Genomic DNA, 19,075 nt, shown 5'->3' with positions numbered 1-19,075 from the left:
CATATGTTAACATTTTATTATATTAACGATAGGGTAAGGCAATAGCTGTTAATACTTTTGAAATAAAAGTTATATATGGTGCATATAGTTAAGTTAAAAGGAAGATTGTGGAAATTACTCCATCAATAAAAAAAGAATTAAAGCAAAGTATACTATATACTTGTCTAGAGAAGTGCAAGAGTGCGTTTTGGTTCATTTTCTGGTTTAGTTCAGGGATTAATGCGTTGATGTTATTTTTGCCACTCTATACTTCTCAGGTACTTGATCGAGTGATATCGAGCGAGAGTGTATCAACATTAGTTATGCTGACGATTATTACTTTATCTGCGTTTGCATGTTCTGCAATGCTTGAAACTTGTCGATATTTAGCCATGGCAAAAATTGGCGACTGGATTGATAAAACTGCAACACCAGACCTAATAGTAAGGTCAATTAGGCTAACATCAGTGCAGAGCTCAACTTCCAGCGGTGAAGCAATACGAGATCTTGGGGTAATAAAAAATTTCATTACAGGAAATGGTATATTTTCACTATTTGATACTCCATGGTCGTTAATTTACCTTGTTTTCATCTTTATGATACATACCTCTACAGGGTTTATAGCTATTGCCGGAATTATTATATTAGTTTCAATGGCAGTATGGAATGAACTTGCTACTAAGCGTATATTGAGAGAAACCAATGAAGAAACTATACGTAATATTAATGCTATAGATGTTGCAACACGAAATGCAGAGGTGGTTGAAGCTATGGGTATGTCAGAATTTATAGTTTCTGATTGGTGTAAACGGAATGATCAAAATCGTGCAATGCAAGTTACAGCGCAGAATCGTTCTAATGTGATTACTGGGATTACTAAGTTTTTACGCTCGACTCTCCAAATTTCAGTAATTGGAACAGGTGCATTACTCGCAATCACAGCTCACAAAACTGCTGGTAGTATCATTGCTGCCTCAATTTTGATGGGTAGAGTATTGGCTCCATTTGATGCAGCAGTTCATACTTGGAAATTTTTAAATCAAGCCAAAATGTCATATGGCAGGCTGCAAAGACTTATCCTAACATCACCAAAAAGAGAGCAAAATATGGCTCTACCAGAGCCTGAAGGGAAGTTGGAATTTGATAGAGTATTCTTTACTCCTTATGGGAGTAATAAGCCAACAGTAAAAGGAATATCATTTTTAATAGAACCAGGGGATGTAGTTGGTGTTATTGGCGCAAGCGCTTCTGGTAAGTCCACCATTGCCAAGCTAATTGTTGGTGTATGGAAACCCATATCTGGTGTAGTCAGACTAGATGGTGCTGATGTATACACTTGGAATCGAGAAAATTTTGGTAATTATGTTGGCTACTTACCTCAAGATATTGAGTTGTTCAACACTAGTGTTAAAGCTAATATTGCTCGAATGAGACCAGACCCAAATCCTGAAGAAATAATCAAAGCAGCAAAAATTGCAGGAATACATGAATTAATACTGAGCTTACCAAATGGGTATGATACAACAATAGGAGGACCTGGAGGAGTAATACTCTCTGGTGGCCAAAAACAGCTTCTTGGACTTGCAAGGGCTTTTTATGGTAATACTAAGCTTTTAGTGCTTGATGAACCGAATGCTAACTTAGACAGTAATGGAGAGGCGCGCTTGATTAATGCAATCAATGTTGCAAGAAAGCAAAATACTACCACTGTTATCATCACTCATAAGCTACCGTTACTATCCGTAGTTGATAAAGTGATTATCATGTCAGATGGTATTATTTATGATATGGGACCAAAAGATGAGATTTTGAGCAGATTAGTTGCTCCATCATCAGATGCCACAGAAGATAAACGTTCTTCAGCAAGTGGTTAAGAAAGAGAGAACCTGTCACACTTCTCTTTCTCTTATAGAGTACTATATGCACAGTTTATAAAATCTTAAGCAATTGTTATTAGAAAAATCCAATAATGATTAGCCGCGGAACCTATTTGCTAATTCTCTCACATTGACCTTAGACATTTCTGATATAGGCTCTTGTGTATATGAGACATCAGATTTAACGCCTTTTTTGTCATGACCTTTAGTAATAGAACATACTACAGTATCAGCCTTTACATGCTTAACACTTGGATCTGATTGAAACCCATGCTTTCTTTCCATTTGTGCTTCAAGCTTACTGCTATCATGTGTAACCCTACACCTTTCTAGATTACGGTCACGTTTGTCAGGAGCTACATATCCATCTATATCACTACATAAGAACGGGCGCACTTTGAACCTGTCTGAACTAACACCATTTTCAACACTTGCAGAATTATGAGCTTTTCTATTATTGCGCATTTTATCTACAGCTTCCTTTATTTTTTCTTTTGATGGTTTTGGCAGCAGTGCTGGCTTATATGCACATGCTGGTAGTTCTGGAAATGAGTCCTCCTGAAACAGCAAATGACTTTGGTTTCTCTTACTATCTGATTCTTCAATATTCTTTATTGGTGTCTTGAAAGAGTTTTCATTTTTCTTTCTTAGATCTAACTCATTTAATCCGCTTCCAACATTATTTTTTCTTGTTGTAGTGTGAATAACACCTGGAAGTTTCACTTCATACTTAAATTTTTTACCAATGGTATCTATTGACTCATTAGATGAGGAATCTATTTGAAACCTATCGTTTGAAAATTTTGATTTTGTAGCATCAAAAGATATACTACGTTTTTCTATCTTTTTATCAGTCATATTTTACCTCTAAACCTATTAACTAACAAAAGTATAAACTAAGAGGTATTAATTTTATTATAATAATAAAGGCTCAAGAAGCATCACCGTAGGGTTTTCTATATAGTACTTAAAGGCATTTAAAAATTTTGCTCCGAGTGCTCCATCAACTGCTCTGTGGTCAACAGAGAGAGTAACTGTCATTACCTCTGCTATCTCTATTTTTTCACTTATGACAACTGGTTGTTTTTTAGATGCGCCGACAGCCATAATGCAAGACTGTGGTGGATTGATTATAGCACTGAAAGTTTTTATACCAAACATGCCTAAATTAGAAATGGTAAACCCTCCTCCTTGAAATTCTTCAGGCCTTAATTTTCCAGATCGTGCTCTATTTACTAAATCTTTCACTTCTTTTGATATAGATAAAACACTTTTTTCATCAGCATTTTTTACTATAGGAGTAATAAGTCCATCCTCAAGCGCTACAGCAATTGAGATATCTATATTTGAATATTTTACTATCTTAGTATCTATCCACGATGAGTTTATGTCAGGAAATTTTTTCATGCTGAAAGCCACAGCTTTTATAATTAAGTCATTAATTGTTACTTTATTGTTCTCATTTGCTGAATTAACCTCATTTTTGAGCGATATTAGCTTATCAACGTGGCAGTCTACAGTTAAATAAAAGTGTGGAATATTTTGCTTAGATTCAACTAGGCGCTGCGCTATCACTTGGCGCATATTACTTACTTCAACTGTTGTATTTTCCTCAAATCTCTCATAGCTTTTAGTTTGATCTAAAAATTCTAATACATCAGCTTTGATGATACGACCATATGGACCTGTACCTTTTAATCGCTTTATATCAACACCTTCATTTTGAGCTATTTTTTTAGCTAAGGGGCTTACTTTTATTCTATTTTCTGTTGCTCTATCCTCTTTTTTAGATCCCAGTGTCACGCACTGGGATGACATTGAAGAGCTAGATGAAATCGAAGGGTTGGATGATACTGAAAAATCGGCTTCAACCTCCTTCTCAACCTTGGTATTGATGGCAGAAGCTAAATCAAGTGCGCTTTTATCTTCCCCTTCCTCTAACATTAGAGCTATCAGTTGATTTACAGGCACACCACTTGTTCCTTCCGACACTAAAATTTTTGCTAAAACTCCTTCATCGACAGATTCAAACTCCATTATGGCTTTATCAGTCTCAATTTCAGCGATTACATCACCTATTTCAACTTTATCTTGTTCTTTTTTACACCACTTTACAATTTTCCCTCCAGTTTTACTCATTGTTGGGGAAAGAGCGGGCATCAATATTTCTATAGGCATTTATTCTGCATTAAAAGATCTATTTAATTTTTAATTTACTCTTTACCCTATGTCAATCTAATCGTAAATCATGATACTTATATCATCCTAGTACGTGATGCTGGAATCTTGGTTGACTACTGTTATCCTACTATTTCTATTGCTTAGTCCTAGACAGAGTACAAATAGTAAGATCATCATGAAAATAGACGAATCTGTTATAATGGAAATAGAAAAATGTAATGCTTACTATCCTCTCACAAACATATAGCTTGGGTACAGAAAAAATTTATATGAGGAGCTGGTTAAATTGATAAAAGATCAGAATTAATAGTAGTTTCCGAATCTTCTGTAGCAGGCTCTTCATGTGAAGCAGAGGACAGACTAACTTCTTTATCCTCTGTTCTCTGTATAGAACTACCACAAAAACTCCTTAACATCTCTTCAGCAGATGAATTTAAAATCTGTATAATAGACTTTTCACTTTGTTCTTTCAGCGATTGATCCATCTTAGAAATCAACTCGGAAAATTCACTACCTTCTTTTCTAGCTTCACTTTCTATCTTATTTTTTATGCTTTCTATATTACTTTGGTTAATTTCTTCTTTCGTTATGTTAAATGAATTAGCAATACCTTGATACTTAATCTCACAATCGCCACAGCCAACTATGCAAAGAGCAATAGAATCGGATATTTCACCTGCAGCCGAATTATGGATAGTGTAAGCTAAGCAATTGTCATGATATTTAATGCCAAGCTGTTGCTCTATCAATTCAGAAATTTCATTTTTTAAAGACATAAAGTACCTCCTTCTTACATTACTGTACCTTCTGATTAAAGTACAACAGCTGCTCCTAAATAGCAATCCATATATGGTTTACTTTAATAAATTATTAAAGTAAGAAGCTTTTACATCCTAAAACATAACTTAGATAGGCCAATGTAAAAAAATTTTTAAACGAGAATTATTGTATATATATTACTTATTTGGTAAAATTATTTTGGCAAAATAGCATATAAAAGTTGAGGCTAATTATGAATATTAAAGAACGAAAGGATTTACAACAGGAGTTATTAGGAATTGTTTTCAATATACTCATAGAAAGTGAAGATAGCGCCATAGAAGCTATGGAAACAAGAGCAGTAGAGATAATTAAAAAAATAAAAGAACACATTAATGATGATATAGAACATGGTACAGGATTTGATAGTCAAAAATGCCAATTTTAGACTGGATCGTTGCTTGTGATTCTCAGGATTATGTTAGACTAAACAACAAGTCGCTATTAAAATTTGAGAAGGCAATTAAGGATATTGGAGGAAGAGCACCGCTAAATGAAATAAAAAGTACAATAAGGTTATTAGTAGAACAAGCACAGCTAAATCATGTTAGAATTAGAGGTGAGAGAGAAGTACCACTAAACCTCTTTGAGGAAAACATAATAATGAGAGAGCGAAGAAGGGCAAGAGAACAACAAATGCGGCCAAATTTTATTAGAGAAAGAGAAGCGTCATTGAATCTCTTTGGAAACAGGGATGAAAATGTAATAATGAGAGGACAAATGAGGTCGCGCTATATTAGGCGTATTAGACGTGAAAGAGAAGTACCACTTAGTTCAAAAATAGGAGAATTAATTGGTGTAGTTTCATCCATAATTGTAGGTGCTTTCATTGGTATAATGGTTGGTATGGTCATTGCTGGTTTATGTATTGAGCTTTGTGTAATCACCACTGCAGAACCGATTCTTCTCATCATGGGTGCTACTGCTGTTATAGGAGCTATTGTAGCAGGAACTGCTCCTGTATTAAAGCTAATAGAGATGTTTAAAGGTCAAGAACCTAATCTTTCTCCTAGTAGCGGTCTGGAAAGCTCTAATACTGAACATACTTATTTAAATAGGCAAAGAGTTATTTAGAAAAAAATTGGAAGAATGTTCAAAAAATTCCATTTATAAAATACATCGGCTTAACTATGATCTTATAACTTAAGCTAATTAATTAAAAATTTTTGTTTTAGCGGTTAAATAAAGCCAGATCTTATTAGAGAGAGGATCTTCTTATCTCTTCTTTACCTTCATTTTCATTTCTAACAATTTTTTTTCCACTTAATATGTCTCTTATTTCATCTCCTGTTAAAGTTTCAAACTCCAGTAGATTTTCAGCAATGAGCTCCAAGTCTTTCCTACGCTTGGTTAAAATGTCTTTTGCTTTTTCATAGCAAGAAAATACGACTTTCTTTACTTCCTCATCTATAAGTCTTAACGTATCTTCAGAAATTGTCTCAGAATCATGTGTGATTTGTTCGCGATTATGATAGATCGGACCTATTTTGTCGCTCATTCCCCATTTTGTCACCATAGAACGTGATAAATCTGATGCTAGTTTTATATCTGAAGATGCACCGCTTGTGACTTTATCATAGCCAAAAATTAGCTCTTCTGCCACACGTCCACCCATTGCAACAGTTATATCTGCTAGCATCTTTTCTCTTGTGAGGGACACTCTATCTGTTTCTGGTAGTCTCATAACTAAACCGAGTGCTCTACCACGTGGAATAATTGTTGCTTTGTGTATAGGATCAGAAGCAGGCATATTAACTGAAACTACTGCATGACCAGCTTCATGGTAAGCAGTAAGCTTTTTTTCTTCTTCTGTAATGACTAAGGACCTTCTTTCCATGCCCATCATCACTTTATCACGTGCATACTCAAAATCATCCATGGTAACAATTTTCTTATTTCTTCTTGCAGCAATAAGCGCAGACTCATTCACTAAATTTGCTAGATCAGCCCCTGAAAAACCTGGCGTTCCCCTCGCAACTGTTTTTACGTTTACATCTGGTGCTATCGATATTTTCTTTATATGCGTATTTAATATTCTCTCACGCCCATTTATATCAGGTAAAGAAATAGTAATCTGTCGGTCAAAACGACCAGGTCTAAGTAGTGCTGGATCTAGGACGTCTGGACGGTTAGTTGCAGCAATTATTATCACACCTTCATTAGACTCGAAACCATCCATCTCAACCAGTAACTGGTTTAATGTTTGTTCCCTTTCGTCGTTACCGCCACCAAGACCGATGCCGCGATGCCTACCTACTGCATCTATTTCGTCTATGAAAATTATACAAGGAGCATTTTTCTTACCTTGATCAAACATATCCCGGACACGGCTTGCACCAACACCGACAAACATTTCAACGAAATCAGATCCAGAAATACTAAAAAACGGTACATTAGCTTCACCTGCAATTGCACGAGCAAGTAGAGTTTTACCAGTTCCAGGGGAACCAATTAAAAGGCATCCTTTTGGTATCTTCCCACCTAACACTTGAAATTTTTGCCTTTGTTTAAGAAAATCAACAATTTCAACCAACTCTTCTTTTGCTTCATCAATCCCAGCAACATCATCAAATGTCACTTTTTTTCCAGTAGTCATAAGCCTAGCTTTTGATTTGCCAAAGCTTATAGTTCTATTACCTCCTGCTTGCGTTTGTTTAAAAAGGAAAAGTAATAAACCGATAAAGATAAGGGTCGGAACCCATTGAATAAGTAATCCACCAATTATACCTATTGCAGAGTCTCCAATTGAAAAGAAGAACTTCACTTTCCTATCATGCAAACTTTTTATTAAGTCACTATATATAACACCACTTGAGTTAAAGGCTGACCCATCCCTAAACTTCCCTTCGATGCTTTGGTTTCTTATTGTAATATTTTCTATATCATTATCTTCTAGTCTAGTTAAAAATTCTGAAAAAGGTATGGTTGTTTTACTCTTACCTATACTTCCGCTAAATTGAATATAAGCAACTGAAATAAGAACAATAATCACTAACCAGATCAATAAGCCTTCTAAAAATTTTTTCATTTACATTTCTAATTAAACACTAATCAAGCTTACCAAATTTTGTTTTATCGTGCTATTAATAATGCATCGAATCTTATCATCACCGTATTTCTCCGTTATAATTTACATCAGGATAAGCAACCACCTTTCCATTTTTTTTCACTGTTGGAAAAGAGTAGTAAACTTTAGAAAAATAATTACAAATTTAAAAAACCTTGCCCCACTCATTGTAATCCTTAATTAAACATCAATTAACTTTAGCAAATTTTCCTTTATTATGCTAGTGATAAAATATTTAATCTCATCATCACCAATATGCTTGCTATCATGTTTTATACATGGATAAGCAAGCATCTTTCCATCTTTTTGTACTGTAGGCAAAGAATAGTAAACTTCAGAGCAATAATCATAATTTTTTAGAAATTCAGGGATTTTTTGTGTTTTTTTTAGCGGAGCAATAGTTACTGAACACTCCTGATCTCCAAATATTGTGCAGCTAAACCTGTTATCCCATTCAATAGAACCATTTAATGGTAAGTGTACAGTAATTTCCTGTATATTTGACGATTCTCTCATTATCAAAATACTTTCTCCATATTTTCTTATTTTGCATCCATAGAGTGTGCAATTAACATCACTATTTTGTTGCAATATTCTATTAAATATTGCGATAAGGCTACGGTACCTTGGTTTATAGTGCTTGTTGACAATTGCCATTATAGAATAAAGAAGAAGCCTTAAAGCTATTTCCTCTGGCAGTTTATAAAGTTCATCTAGTTTAATTTCAATATAACCAAGATCATAAATATTAACGCAGTCATTAAGTGCAAGGCGTGTGTAGTGCATCAACGCTTTTGCAGCTCTTTTCATATGAAGGGCTGTGAGGCATATTCGCTCTGTTAAAATCTCTTGATTGTCACTTGCTTTAAGTAAGTTACGGTATAAAGTTCGTCTGTATTTTAAGTCATAATTGCTTCTATCTTCGATCCATTTTAACCGGTGAAGATTAGCGTACTTTTCTATTTCACTACGACTAAAATTTAACAACGGCCTAAATATATAAATACCATTTAAGAAAGATTTGTAATCCATTGATGATAATCCATCTACTCCACTACCTCGCTCCAATCTTAATAAGAACGTTTCTGCTTGATCATCTTTGTGATGAGCAACGAGCAAACATTTAACATTATTGTTTTTACACCACTCTGCTAGTAACTTATATCGTGCTTTTCGTGCCTGTAACTGAATATTACCTTTAATATTTTGCTTCTCCCAATTTAATATGAACGATTCCTTTGCTCCAAGTTCTTTTGCATAACTTATAACAAAATCAGCTTCTTTTTGAGACTCTGAACGTAACCCATGATTTACTGTTAATGCTATAGGAAGTGAGAGCTTGTTTTTTTTTGCCCAGTTAGTCATTAAATGCAGTAAGACTATACTATCTACACCACCTGATACTGCAACTGCGATTTGGTTATGGAAAGCAAAGCTATTAGCTATATTTTGAAATAATAACTCTAATTTCATTATGTTTCTTGATGGCCAGATAGTCTCTACGTCATACAGCGACTTATTTGTGGTATATATAGATCCCGCTAATAAGCAGCGGAATTGCTCTCTTTTGTCATCCCAGTGCTTGACACTGGGATCCAGGTTTTAATGCAAGAAACTACTTCTTTATTCCAAAAAATGAAAATTCCACTCTACGATTTTTAGCATGCTCTTTTTCATATTTAGAATTTCTAGAATCATCTTTTACATTAACCAAAGGCTCAGTTTCACCTTTAGAAGCAGTTTTTATTCTATTTTCTAGATAAGGTGTACAGCTGACCATAAATTTTTTAGCTGCATCTGCTCTTCTAGCTCCTAGTGCAAGATTATACTCGTGAGAACCACGATTGTCAGTATGACCAGTTAAAGTGACCTTTGCGTCAGGATTATTTTGTAACACTTCCATCACGTCAAGTAATGCATCTGCACTCACTTCACTGATACTAGATTCATCATAACCAAAGAAAACTCTTTTATCACCTATCTGCTTAACAACAGCATTCATTTTATTTGTCGTATTTACTCCTTTTTTAGGGCAAGAACTTACACCAGTAAGCAGTAAACAAAAACAACACATTATAATCAGTCTACTCCACATCACTAAACCTCCATAAATTTAAAATATAGTGCGTAATTTTAATTTTAGTACTAATAATCCCTCTATACTAGAATAGAGTCAAGGGAAAAAAATACTAAATGTTTTCTTTACAATCTTATAATTAATTTTCTGATAAGATGCTCAATTCTTAGCAATGAAGTACAATAAAAGAATAAAAATACAATTTTTTATTGTACTTTAAGCAAATATACTTTTAACTTTATTATTAATCTATTACGATAGTAAGCAGATGTTTCAAAGCAATGAATAAAAATGAGGTCTTATAAGTTTTTAGAGGAAGTATTACATAAGGTAAGGAATATCGAAAACACACTAAAACTGCTAAGCAAAAGCCAATTGAATGTAGAGGACAAAGTTGAACAAATGTGTCTTCTAGAGGAAATCAGACATGAAATTATCTCTCATGATGCAATAAAGGAATCATTAGCGAATGCTCTTGGGAATAAAAAGAGTGCTAATATTCAGCAGCTAAAGTTAATAGAGGGGATACACAAAAGCAGCAGTGCTATTCCTGTTGATTTAGTAAAATCTTTGTCCAAAGCTAAGATTGAATGCCAAAACTTATGGAGGCTAACTAATTCTGAAATTAGTAACTTAGAAAAGCTGAAAGAATGCTTTACTAACCTAATTAAGCTTACTCGTGAAGCAGCTTCTATAAAATCGCAGCAATTAAAGCGCTCAAACTATGAGTCATTGCTTGCTGACTATGACTCTAATATCACAGAAAAGAACATAAAGGAAATATTTCCCAAGCTAGGTAAATTTTTTAGTGAAAATGTAGAGAAAGTAACTCAAAAGCAGAAGAAGGATAAGGTTACTAATATACAAAAAGTTACGGTTCAGAGACAGATTGAACTTGGTTCCTTATTCTTACAGCAAATGAGTGTTACACCAAATGAGATTTCCATTTCTTATTACGATCCTATCGATTCAGATGAATCTGACCTTTGTTATGGTTTATTTTTACTTTTACGGCATACTGGTTATGCAATTCATCAAAAATGTTTAGCGCAAAATTCTATAAAGAGCTCAATTACGAAACATATTATGTATGAAACTCAAGGGTTATTCATGGAAAGGATCATTGGAACATCCAGAGAATTTATTGAGTTCATTCAACCACACATAAAGGAGAAACTTTCTACAAAAGGCAAAATTAATAGTAGTGTTGAAAATTTGTATTTGATTTTCAATAAAGTAAATCTTTCATCTTTTTTGAAGAATGCGGATGAATTTAGTTTATTGGCTCACATTATGCTAAGAACTAAATTAGAACAAGATCTAATAAATGGTACGTTAGAAGTTAAAGATCTACACGATAAATGGTTGGAAGGTATGAAGCATTACAAGATTTCAGTAAAAGCTAAAAATGAGCTAGACACTTATTTTCAAGATGAGTATTGGATAAGTGGTGTTATAGGCTGCTTTCCTATTAAAGTCATAGCGTTAATCGCTGCTGTGCAGTTTTTTTCTTTCATTAAGAAAAATCATTACGAATTTTTAGATTCTATAGTAAAAGGAGATTTCAGTTTACTTATCGATTGGTTCTCTAAAAATGTATATAGTGCAAATTATGGCTTTTTGGAACAGCTAAAAAAGGTAACAGGTAGGGATTTAGATATTGAGTGCTACACTAGTTACTTATCTGAAAAGTATAATTTGTCTCAATAAATGGTTTTCTTGAGTTGTGTATGAGTTTTGTTCAGAATTTAATCAGAAATTTTTTTACTTTCAAAGGTTTATTTGCTAGCGATATTGCTATAGATCTTGGTACTGCAAATACTTTGGTTTATCAGAAAAGTCAGGGGATAGTGCTTGATGAACCCTCAGTTGTAGCAAGAGTAAAAGAAAAAGGAAGTTACGTTCCTTATGCTTTTGGCAAAAAAGCTAAGATGATGCTCGGAAAAACACCTGGAGAAATAGAAGCGATAAGGCCCTTGAAAGACGGAGTTATTGCTGATTTTAAAAGCGCGGAAGAAATGTTAAAATATTTCATACGCAGCGCAAACACAAGATTCACTGTTAATAAGCCTAGTATTATCATATGTGTTCCATCTGGATCTACCCCAGTTGAAAGGCGTGCTATACAAGATGCAGCAGAAAGTGCTGGTGCAAATGAAGTATTCTTAATTGAAGAACCAATGGCTGCAGCAATTGGGGCTGGACTTCCAGTTACCGAACCTGAAGGTTCTATGATTGTTGACATAGGAGGTGGTACAACTGAAGTTGCAATTATTTCTTTAGGTGGAATTGTTTATTCACGTTCTGCCAGAGTAGGTGGTGATATTATGGATGAGGCAATAAAGTCATACATTCGTGAAAATCATAAGTTATTGATTGGCGAAACAACTGCTGAAAAAATTAAGAAAAACGTCGGTTCAGCCAGTCTGCCAGTTGAAAACAACAAAGAGGGAATGATAATTAAAGGCAGGGATTTAGTGAGTGGTATGCCAAAAGAAATGCTTTTATCAGAATATCAAGTTGCAGAGAGCCTAATAGAGCCTGTACATCAGATAATTTCTGCTATTAGAACTGCACTGGAGAGTACTCCACCTGAACTTTCTTCTGATATAGTTGATAGAGGAATAATTTTATCTGGTGGAGGTGGGTTATTGCGCAACTTGAGTAAAGTTATTAGTGAAACAACAAAATTACCAGTTCGTGTTGCAGATGATCCACTTTGTTGTGTTGCCTTGGGTAGCGGAAAAGTACTTGAAAACATGGACTATTTTGGCCATGTTTTATTCAAGCAAGATTAAATTGTTTTTGAAGGCAGTTTATCGAATTGTTTTGATGGAATTATGTAATATAAATGAGATCCCAGTGTCACGCATCAAGTAATTTAAAGGCAACTTCCAGCAGGAAGGGGTGTCATCCCAGCGCTTGACACTGGAACTTGACTACAAATAAGTACGCTGTTTCGATGAAATTGTGTAATAGAAACTGGATTCCAGTGATTGACACCAGGTTTGTGTTTATAAATTATATGCTAAAAGAATTTGAAATTGAACCTTTATTAAAAGATAAAGCTCCGCATCAAACTAAGGCTATTGTTGCAATGTCCGGGGGAGTTGATAGCTCCGTTGCTGCAGCACTGCTGTATAACCTTGGGTACGAAGTGATAGGTGTGACTCTTCAGCTATATGGCACTGATGGCAATGCTAATGCAAGAAAAGGTGCATGCTGCGCTGGACAAGATATTTATGACGCCAAACGCGTAGCTGAAAGTGTTGGCTTTCCTCATTATATTTTAAATTACGAAGAAACATTTAAAAAGGAAGTAATAGAAGATTTTGCGAATACTTACATGCGTGGGGAAACCCCCATACCATGTGTAAGATGTAACCAAACAGTCAAATTCCGTGATCTATTGCAAGTCACAAAAAATCTTGGTGCGGATGTGCTCGTAACAGGACATTACGTAAGAAGATTAGAAGAAAATGGTGAGGTAAAGTTGTGCAGAAGTATTGATAAAAGTAAAGATCAAAGTTATTTTTTGTTTGCTACAACTGAGGAGCAGTTAAAGCTTTTGCGATTTCCACTAGGTGGGTTCTATAAAAGTGATATAAGAAAATTAGCAAAATATTTTAGCTTACAAATCTCTGAAAAGCCGGATAGTCAAGATATATGCTTTGTTTCCGAAAGCTATAGTAAAACAATAGCTAAATTAGCTCCACAATCTGTACAGAAAGGTAAAATAGTAGATATTCATAGAAAAGTGCTAGGTGAGCACAGCGGCATAGTAAATTTTACAGTGGGCCAGAGAAGAGGCCTCTGCATTGCACACAGTGAGCCTCTTTATGTAATAAGAATTAATACAGAAAATAATGAGGTTGTAGTGGGTCCAATCAATGCGCTCATGCAAAAAAAGATATTGGTCAAAGAGTTAAATTGGCTAGAACAACCAAAAGAAGGCATGGAAGTAACTGTGAAGCTCAGGTCATCACATGCAGGAAGTTTAGCAACAATACATTCGACTGACGAAAAAAATAAAGCCTGTGTAATTTTAAACGACGATTACTTTGGCATCAGTCCAGGTCAAGCCTGTGTAGCGTATAAAGATGAGCAAGTAATTGGCGGTGGATGGATATGCTCTTAACTAAAGGGCTTAATTCTTTGATACAGAGTGTAAACGTACAATAATATTTATTGCTATTTTGCCATGTATCCCTTATACTATAAAGTAGAACATTATAGGTTTTAGCAATGGTTAAGGAAGTTGAAGAACTAATAAAAATTGTTGGTAAGGGTAATTTATTAGAGGCCTTGTTTATTTTTTTAGGCGGTTTTCAACATGCTAACTTAACTGGTAAAATAGACCATAGAAACCATATTGGTTTGTCTTCATTCGTTAGAAAAAAAGAGGAATCATTAGATAAATATTTTAACTTACAATTTAGTCTACAAGGGTTGTTCTTAATTTATACTCAAGCTTATAAAATTTTAAGCGGAAGTAATAATCTGAGCACTCAAGATATCATAGATGAAATATATAAAGTTATTAAGGAGTCTGAGTTAGGTAAAGACATACACGAAGTAGTAGATGGAAGAAAATTAGATTTACTTAACGTTTTGGCAAATCCAAAAAGAGAATCAATATTTAAAGCAGTAGAAGATTTTGAAAATAAGGTGCTTATTGATGTTAGAAGGTTGTTAAGTGAAGAAAATGCATTAAACGAATATGATAGAGAATTTACCTTAAATCAATGCATTATTGACTTCTATTATTCTATTCACAACATAAAAGTAGATAAAGATATAGCATTGTTCTTTTCTTTGGGTAGTCATTATAAAAAACTTTCGTCATCTAACAAAACAGTAAAAAGAGAAGTATCAGAGATATGTGAAGATCCATTAATAGAGAGCTATATAGTGTTCTTAGCTAGCTCACTACAAAGGATCGAGCTATCAAGTAGAGATGGAACCATCGAATATACAATCGATCATGAGGATGTGGATCGACAAGAGAGAGCATTAAAAATGGATGGATTAATTTATCCTAAGAATACAAAAAACACCCTGGAGCAACTGTTAAAAAACCAAAACAGTGATGAATTTGAACAATTAGTAACAAGCCCTAAAAATATATACTACTCAGTGCCACAAGAAGAGAATAAATGTAGGCCAAATTTCATTGTCAGCAAGAAAAATCATAAAAACACAGTCTGTAAACTTATTTTAGGTATGTTTGTATTGTCTGTTGGGTTATATGTTGCTGATTATTTCCTTATGGAGCAAAAATTATTTAATCCAATAAAAGGTGTCCTACCACAGGATAATTTTGCTAATCTAGTAATTGCTGCAATGCTTACTATCGTAATAGTATATGCCTTATCTCAATTATTGAAACCACCACAGGAACCACCACTTTCAACAGTCGATGATGTGCGGAAGAAAAAATTAGAACCGCTCCATGCAAATAAGCTCAGAACTACATAAATGTGGCAACTTAAAAGCACATATTGTATAATGCTTATTCTTAAGTTAAGAGGTAATCCATGGATTTAAGTAAAATAAAGATAAATTCAGATGAAATAAATGTAGTAATTGAAATAAGTGCAAGTGCTGAACCTGTAAAGTATGAATTTAATAAAGAGCTTGGGTTGTTACAAGTTGACAGATTTTTGTCTACCTCAATGACTTATCCTTGCAATTATGGGTTTATACCAAATACCTGCGCAGGTGATGGTGACCCTGCGGATGTTTTGGTGCTAACTCAATTTCCTTTAGCGCCTGGAGTTTTGATATCGGTGCGTCCAGTAGGTGCATTACTTACCAAAGACGAGAAAGGGGAGGATGAAAAAATATTAGCTGTACCTATCTCCAGTGTTGACAGCTATTATGAGAATATAAAAAACTATTCTGATTTATCTAAAAACCTACTAGATAAAATAGCTCATTTCTTTTCTCATTATAAAGATTTAGAAAAGGAAAAAACGGTGACAGTTGGAGAATGGGCTGATGTAGAAGAAGCAAAAAAAATTATTGAAAAAAGTAGAAATTAGTTTGCGTTGATTTAGCCTGAAATTACAGTTATTCGGAAAAATGTTGTTGTTTTTAATGGGTAAATATTGGTATCCGTTCAGGATAGCGGCAAGGTAGTATAACCATAGAGTAAAAGTGAGTTTACAACAAATGGTGTCATCCCAGTGCTTGACACTGGGATCCAGTCCTTTCGCACAAAAAACGTTGTAAAGTGTTTACCAACTTAGTTGGATCCCATTGTCAGCTACTCTGATGACAAGAAAGGGAGCACTGGAATTTTTGTTTCAGTATTTGTACATTAGCCATGCATCTGAACAGATACAAATATTGCAATTAAAAGCATTAGACAGGCAGTAAAGGTCTTGATATTATATAATCTTAAGTTCTAAACTTGGAAGGGTGGCCGAGCGGCTGAAGGCGGCGGTTTGCTAAACCGTTATACGATTGAAAAGTCGTATCGAGGGTTCGAATCCCTCTCCTTCCGTATATTATTGTTTAGGTATTCATTACAGTAATTTCACCCTCTTTTTTAATTATTAAAAAGTTAGCTAGCGTTTATTCAGTATTTATTATAGAATTAGTTATTAGCTAAATAATTTTATATGCATAAAATACTAATTTTGATATTAATAATGCTGCCGCTTAGGTTACTTGCAACTGAGATTGAAATTGTTGCAGATGTAAATGGTGAGCCAATTTCAAATTTAGATATCGAAAGACGTATAAACTTCATAAATTCATTGCTTGGCACTCAGAAGATTAATCAAAAAGAGGTAAAATCTCAAATTCCAAGACAGTTAATAGACGAAATTATCATTGTCAGCAAAGCACAGAAGATGAATATAGAATTGAGTAACGAGGAGTTAAATAATGCTGTCACGTTATTCTTAACTCAAAGTTTAAAACTTGAGGCTGATGAAGTTGATCAATACGTAAAAAAGCATAATATAGATCTCAATACCCTAAAAAAACAAGTAAAGTGTCAGCTACTGTGGAACAAGATTATTGAAGTAGGAATTGTGCCACTTGTCAATATCAGCGATAAAGAAGTGGACGATGTAAGAAAACAAAAAGAGAAACCTGACTACCTTATTACATTTCAGGAGTTTGTAATTCCTGATCAGAAGATGGCTGAAGATTTAATAAAACAATTACGTAGCAGTAATAATCCAGAATCTTCAATAAAGATGAGCAAAGCAACCGTTAATTTAAGTCAGCTAAAAGGTAAACTCAAGGACGTTTTGGAAGGATTAGAAATCAGTGATGTAGCAGGTCCGGTTAGTTTAAGCGAAGGTTACTCTGTTATAAAAGTCATAGATAAAGTACAGCTTAATCATACAATGCTGAAAAGTACTTTAAAACTGAAACAGGTTGTAGTTGAAGGTTCAGAAAGTTTACTCTCTAATTTTAAGGAGCAAAAGGTCAGTTGTTTAAATTTTGACAAGTTAGCAGATGATTTCAAGTTGCCAAGCGTAAAAGAGTTTGAAATAAAAATGCGAAATTTAAATCCTGATTTACAGATTTTATTTAGTAAAACAAATGTGAATGAAATAGTAGAATTAAGAGAAAATAGCACTGCAAAGTTGATGATGTTATGTGATATCAAAAATAATGCAATGGATATAGAAGCAATCAAACAGGAAATGTATCAACAAAAGATTATGATACAAAGCAACCTGTTATTGGATAATATGCGTAAAAATGCAGCTGTTAGTTATCAGTTTAATTGAAGTTAGAGAGGTTTTCTACTCCATAAAAAGTTTATGAAGAATATAATGCTCATTGGCGGTGGAGTTGGAAATGCAGTGTTATTTTCGATAGGGAAGGCATGTCTTGAAAACAATCATAAGGTTTTATATTTCGCTGGCTATAAAAAATTAAGTGATGTATTTAAACGAGCACTGATAGAACGTGCATCAAGTGCAGTAATTTGGGCATGTGAAGAAGGATTGATAGAAACAAGTAGAGATCAGGATAAATCCTTTCATGGTAATATAGTTAATGCAATAAGCTCATATCAGCAAGGAAAGTTAGGTAAAATTACTATTAGTTTAAACACTATAGATAAAATCATCACTATTGGTTCTGATAAAATGATGAAAGCTGTAAATGAAGCTAGAAAAACAATTTTAAAGCCATATCTGAAACCAAAACACATAGCAATATCATCAGTTAACTCTCCTATGCAGTGCATGATGAAAGAAATCTGCGCTCAATGTATTCAGCAACACATAAATAAGGAAACAGGAGAAATAAGTTTTGTTTATAGTTGCAGTAATCAAGACCAGGATATGGAGCTTGTTGACTTTGATTTTTTAAGTGAGCGCTTGAAGCAAAATAGTTTACAAGAAAAGCTCACTGCAAAATGGATAGAACATGTTCAAAGACACTAAACAGCACAAAGAGGAACTAAGGAAGCAATATAGAACCATAAGAAAAGATGTTGATGAAAGTTATTCTAGTTATGCAGCAAATTCTCTTATTAATCTCTTTAACAAAAACTTAAGTTGCGTTAAAGGTAAAACAATAGCAGCGTACATTCCAACAGACGGAGAAATTAATGTTGTGCCTTTGATGCATCATTTACTCGATTTAGGATATAAAGTAGCAATTCCTAATAAAAATAAGTTATTAAAATTTGAGGAATGGAATAAAGCAGATGAAGATATAATTCCCGACACAATTATTACCCCTATTGTTGCTTTTGATGATCATTTTAATAGGTTAGGTTTTGGCGGTGGTTGGTATGATGAAATGATAAAAAAATTACGGCCACTTGGAAAAATATTTATAGGTGTAGCCTATGAGAAGCAATATTGTAAAAATTTACCTGTAGAAAAACATGATCAAAAATTGGATATTATAATCACTGAGATGTGTGTTAGATGTAGAAGTGGATTGCTCAAAAAAGTGGATAGAAAGGAGTAGCATAGTCTCCCTCTTTCTGATAGTATAGCCCTTCTCATAATAGTCCAAACGAGGAAAATAAGGTTTTATAGTAGTGGAAGGTAAGGATGCCAGTAGCATATAGTTATGACTTAAGAAAAAAGG

General features: G+C 34.0%; 15 protein-coding genes, 1 tRNA gene and 1 pseudogene. 11 read left to right on the top strand and 6 right to left on the bottom strand.

Features of this window, described 5'->3' with window-relative positions:
• Positions 1-107 precede the first annotated feature (107 nt).
• Positions 108-1,853, top strand: a complete 1,746-nt coding sequence (locus OUY_RS04415) for a type I secretion system permease/ATPase (RefSeq protein ID WP_139686793.1) — start codon at positions 108-110, stop codon at positions 1,851-1,853.
• Between the two features lie 99 nt (positions 1,854-1,952).
• On the opposite strand, the gene OUY_RS04410 is transcribed toward OUY_RS04415, so the two are convergent.
• From OUY_RS04410 to OUY_RS04400, 3 genes are all read right to left on the bottom strand, one after another.
• The gene (locus OUY_RS04410) at positions 1,953-2,714 is read right to left on the bottom strand and encodes a hypothetical protein (protein ID WP_010403294.1); all 762 of its coding nucleotides are present in this window, start codon (positions 2,712-2,714) and stop codon (positions 1,953-1,955) included.
• 57 nt (positions 2,715-2,771) lie between these two features.
• The gene (locus tag OUY_RS04405) at positions 2,772-4,034 is read right to left on the bottom strand and encodes a pyruvate dehydrogenase complex dihydrolipoamide acetyltransferase (protein WP_139686792.1); all 1,263 of its coding nucleotides are present in this window, start codon (positions 4,032-4,034) and stop codon (positions 2,772-2,774) included.
• A gap of 284 nt (positions 4,035-4,318) precedes the next feature.
• Positions 4,319-4,813, bottom strand: coding sequence for a WBM0748 family T4SS-associated protein (locus OUY_RS04400; RefSeq protein ID WP_010403296.1), 495 nt, complete (start codon positions 4,811-4,813; stop codon positions 4,319-4,321).
• Positions 4,814-5,049: 236 nt separating this feature from the next.
• Between OUY_RS04400 and OUY_RS04395 the strand changes: the two are divergent.
• Positions 5,050-5,930: pseudogene (locus OUY_RS04395) on the top strand (hypothetical protein).
• A 124-nt stretch (positions 5,931-6,054) separates the two neighbouring features.
• Here the strand turns inward: OUY_RS04395 and ftsH are convergent.
• From ftsH to OUY_RS04375, 3 genes are all read right to left on the bottom strand, one after another.
• A complete protein-coding gene (gene ftsH / locus OUY_RS04390; RefSeq protein WP_139686791.1) occupies positions 6,055-7,884 on the bottom strand; it encodes an ATP-dependent zinc metalloprotease FtsH in 1,830 nt (609 codons plus the stop codon).
• 219 nt (positions 7,885-8,103) lie between these two features.
• On the bottom strand, positions 8,104-9,396 hold the full coding sequence (gene tilS, locus OUY_RS04380; RefSeq protein ID WP_139686790.1) for a tRNA lysidine(34) synthetase TilS: 1,293 nt from the start codon (positions 9,394-9,396) through the stop codon (positions 8,104-8,106).
• Positions 9,397-9,538: 142 nt separating this feature from the next.
• A complete protein-coding gene (locus OUY_RS04375; RefSeq protein ID WP_139686789.1) occupies positions 9,539-10,018 on the bottom strand; it encodes an OmpA family protein in 480 nt (159 codons plus the stop codon).
• Positions 10,019-10,291: 273 nt separating this feature from the next.
• On the opposite strand from OUY_RS04375, the gene OUY_RS04370 reads away from it, so the two are divergent.
• From OUY_RS04370 to OUY_RS04325, 9 genes are all read left to right on the top strand, one after another.
• On the top strand, positions 10,292-11,710 hold the full coding sequence (locus OUY_RS04370) for a carboxypeptidase M32 (protein ID WP_139686788.1): 1,419 nt from the start codon (positions 10,292-10,294) through the stop codon (positions 11,708-11,710).
• Between the two features lie 20 nt (positions 11,711-11,730).
• The gene (locus OUY_RS04365; RefSeq protein ID WP_007302210.1) at positions 11,731-12,798 is read left to right on the top strand and encodes a rod shape-determining protein; all 1,068 of its coding nucleotides are present in this window, start codon (positions 11,731-11,733) and stop codon (positions 12,796-12,798) included.
• 227 nt (positions 12,799-13,025) lie between these two features.
• Complete coding sequence (gene mnmA / locus OUY_RS04360; protein WP_010403319.1) at positions 13,026-14,138, top strand: tRNA 2-thiouridine(34) synthase MnmA; 1,113 nt, start codon at positions 13,026-13,028, stop codon at positions 14,136-14,138.
• Positions 14,139-14,245: 107 nt separating this feature from the next.
• The gene (locus tag OUY_RS04355) at positions 14,246-15,478 is read left to right on the top strand and encodes a WD1261 family protein (protein WP_139686787.1); all 1,233 of its coding nucleotides are present in this window, start codon (positions 14,246-14,248) and stop codon (positions 15,476-15,478) included.
• A 59-nt stretch (positions 15,479-15,537) separates the two neighbouring features.
• The gene (gene ppa / locus OUY_RS04350; protein WP_139686786.1) at positions 15,538-16,044 is read left to right on the top strand and encodes an inorganic diphosphatase; all 507 of its coding nucleotides are present in this window, start codon (positions 15,538-15,540) and stop codon (positions 16,042-16,044) included.
• Between the two features lie 373 nt (positions 16,045-16,417).
• Positions 16,418-16,508, top strand: a tRNA-Ser gene (locus OUY_RS04340).
• A 118-nt stretch (positions 16,509-16,626) separates the two neighbouring features.
• On the top strand, positions 16,627-17,754 hold the full coding sequence (locus tag OUY_RS04335; protein WP_139686784.1) for a SurA N-terminal domain-containing protein: 1,128 nt from the start codon (positions 16,627-16,629) through the stop codon (positions 17,752-17,754).
• Positions 17,755-17,787: 33 nt separating this feature from the next.
• Positions 17,788-18,417 (top strand): ferredoxin reductase domain-containing protein, encoded by a 630-nt coding sequence (locus OUY_RS04330; protein ID WP_139686783.1) that lies wholly within the window; start codon positions 17,788-17,790, stop codon positions 18,415-18,417.
• Positions 18,401-18,952, top strand: a complete 552-nt coding sequence (locus tag OUY_RS04325) for a 5-formyltetrahydrofolate cyclo-ligase (RefSeq protein ID WP_010403418.1) — start codon at positions 18,401-18,403, stop codon at positions 18,950-18,952. The genes OUY_RS04330 and OUY_RS04325 overlap by 17 nt, the downstream gene beginning before the upstream one ends.
• Positions 18,953-19,075: the final 123 nt, after the last annotated feature.

Source organism: Wolbachia endosymbiont of Leptopilina clavipes (assembly GCF_006334525.1).
GTDB lineage: Bacteria > Pseudomonadota > Alphaproteobacteria > Rickettsiales > Anaplasmataceae > Wolbachia.
The sequence above is the reverse complement of the archived record's forward strand: the minus strand, read 5'-3'. Positions and strand labels throughout refer to the sequence as shown.

Bases quoted from the DNA above. Each gene is read 5' to 3' on its own strand.
- OUY_RS04410 (WP_010403294.1), bottom strand. From the start codon at position 2,714: ATGACTGATAAAAAGATAGAAAAACGTAGTATATCTTTTGATGCTACA.
- OUY_RS04405 (WP_139686792.1), bottom strand. From the start codon at position 4,034: ATGCCTATAGAAATATTGATGCCCGCTCTTTCCCCAACAATGAGTAAA.
- OUY_RS04400 (WP_010403296.1), bottom strand. From the start codon at position 4,813: ATGTCTTTAAAAAATGAAATTTCTGAATTGATAGAGCAACAGCTTGGC.
- ftsH (WP_139686791.1), bottom strand. From the start codon at position 7,884: ATGAAAAAATTTTTAGAAGGCTTATTGATCTGGTTAGTGATTATTGTT.
- tilS (WP_139686790.1), bottom strand. From the start codon at position 9,396: ATGAAATTAGAGTTATTATTTCAAAATATAGCTAATAGCTTTGCTTTC.
- OUY_RS04375 (WP_139686789.1), bottom strand. From the start codon at position 10,018: ATGTGGAGTAGACTGATTATAATGTGTTGTTTTTGTTTACTGCTTACT.
- OUY_RS04370 (WP_139686788.1), top strand. From the start codon at position 10,292: ATGAGGTCTTATAAGTTTTTAGAGGAAGTATTACATAAGGTAAGGAAT.
- OUY_RS04365 (WP_007302210.1), top strand. From the start codon at position 11,731: ATGAGTTTTGTTCAGAATTTAATCAGAAATTTTTTTACTTTCAAAGGT.
- mnmA (WP_010403319.1), top strand. From the start codon at position 13,026: ATGCTAAAAGAATTTGAAATTGAACCTTTATTAAAAGATAAAGCTCCG.
- OUY_RS04355 (WP_139686787.1), top strand. From the start codon at position 14,246: ATGGTTAAGGAAGTTGAAGAACTAATAAAAATTGTTGGTAAGGGTAAT.
- ppa (WP_139686786.1), top strand. From the start codon at position 15,538: ATGGATTTAAGTAAAATAAAGATAAATTCAGATGAAATAAATGTAGTA.
- OUY_RS04335 (WP_139686784.1), top strand. From the start codon at position 16,627: ATGCATAAAATACTAATTTTGATATTAATAATGCTGCCGCTTAGGTTA.
- OUY_RS04330 (WP_139686783.1), top strand. From the start codon at position 17,788: ATGAAGAATATAATGCTCATTGGCGGTGGAGTTGGAAATGCAGTGTTA.
- OUY_RS04325 (WP_010403418.1), top strand. From the start codon at position 18,401: ATGTTCAAAGACACTAAACAGCACAAAGAGGAACTAAGGAAGCAATAT.